Below are 1,838 nucleotides of genomic sequence, written 5' to 3' on the forward strand. Positions count from 1 at the left end.
GCGGAGAAGGTGCTGACGGGCGCCTCGGACCTGGTGCGGTACGCCTCGGATGCCAGCCCGTACCGGTTCGTGCCGCAGGCAGTGGCCGTCGCCGAGACGGTCGCGGACGTCTCGGCGCTCTTCCGCTTCGCCCACGAGCACGGCCGCAAGCTCGTCTTCCGGGCGGCGGGCACGTCGCTCAACGGCCAGGCGCAGGGCGAGGACATCCTCGTCGACGTCCGCAGGCACTGGGCGCGCGTCGAGGTGCTCGACGACGCCGCGCGCGCCCGCGTCGGCCCGGGCACCACCGTCGTACGGGCCAACGCCACCCTCGCCCGGCACGGCCGCGTCCTCGGCCCCGACCCGGCCAGCGCCATCGCCTGCACCCTCGGCGGCGTCGTCGCCAACAACGCCTCGGGCATGACGGCGGGCACCACGCGCAACTCGTACCGCACGCTGGCCTCGCTGACCTTCGTGCTGCCGTCGGGCACTGTCGTGGACACCGCCGCGCCCGACGCCGACGAGCGGCTGGCCGCGGCCGAGCCCGAGCTGTGCCGCGGGCTGCTCGCGCTCAAGGCGGAGATCGAGGCGGACGCGGAGCTGACGGCCCGGATCCGCGCCAAGTACGAGATCAAGAACACCAACGGCTACCGGCTGGACGCCTTCCTCGACGGCGCCACCCCCGTGGCGATCCTGCGCGGGCTGATGGTCGGCTCCGAGGGCACCCTCGGCTTCATCGCCGACACCGTCTTCGACACCCTGCCGCTGGACCGGCACACCTCCACCGCGCTGCTGTTCTTCCCCACCCTCCAGACCGCCGCGGCGGCGGTGCCGGCGTTCAACGCCGCCGGGGCGCTGGCCGTGGAGCTGATGGACGGCAACACGCTGCGCGCGTCGGTCAGCGTCGCCGGCGTGCCCGCCGACTGGGCGGAGCTGCCCAAGGAGACGGCGGCGCTGCTGGTGGAGTTCCGGGCGCCGGACGAGGCGGCGCGGGAGGCGTACGAGGAGGCGGCGGCCGGGGTGCTGGCGGGGCTCGACCTCGTGGCGCCGGTCGCCTCCGTCGCCGCCGAGGGCAACGCGTTCACCCGCGACCCCGGCCGCATCTCCGGCTACTGGAAGGCCCGCAAGGCGTTCGTCACCGCCGTCGGCGGCTCCCGCCCGGCCGGTACGACACTCATCACCGAGGACTTCGCCGTCCCGCCCGGCAGGCTCGCCGAAGCCTGCGAGGCGCTGCTCGGACTCCAGGCGCGGCACGGCTTCGACGCCGCCGTCGCCGGCCACGCCGCCCACGGCAACCTGCACTTCCTGCTCGCCTTCGACGCCGCCGAGCCCGCCGACGTCGAGCGGTACGCGGCGTTCATGGACGACTTCTGCCGGCTGACCGTCGAACGCTTCGACGGCTCGCTCAAGGCCGAGCACGCCACCGGCCGCAACATCGCCCCGTTCCTCGCGCTGGAGTGGGGCGAGCGGGCCACGGAGCTGATGTGGCGGATCAAGGAGCTGATCGACCCGCGCGGCATCCTCGCCCCGCGGGTCCTGCTCGACCGCGACCCGAAGGCGCACCTGCGCGGGCTCAAGACCATCCCGCGGATCGAGGACATCGCCGACCCGTGCATCGAGTGCGGCTTCTGCGAACCCACCTGCCCCAGCCGCGACCTGACCACCACCCCGCGCCAGCGCATCGTGCTGCGCCGGGAGATGCTGCGCCAGCCGCCGGACGCCCCGGTCACCGGCAGCCTCCTGGCGGCGTACGGGTACGACGCCGTCGACACCTGCGCCGGCGACTCGACGTGCAGCCTGGACTGCCCCGTCGGCATCGACACCGGGCAGCTGATGAAGGACTTCCGGCACGCGCGGCA

The 1,838-nt window shown here is 74.3% G+C and carries 1 protein-coding gene; it reads left to right on the forward strand.

Features of this window, described 5'->3' with window-relative positions; all coding sequences use genetic code 11:
• On the forward strand, positions 1 to 1,838 hold a 1,838-nt coding region (locus tag H5J30_RS30650), incomplete at both ends, for an FAD-binding and (Fe-S)-binding domain-containing protein (protein ID WP_181790723.1).

Origin of the sequence: Streptomyces phytophilus (assembly GCF_013870535.1) — a bacterium.
In the GTDB taxonomy this organism is placed as follows: domain Bacteria; phylum Actinomycetota; class Actinomycetes; order Streptomycetales; family Streptomycetaceae; genus Streptomyces; species Streptomyces phytophilus.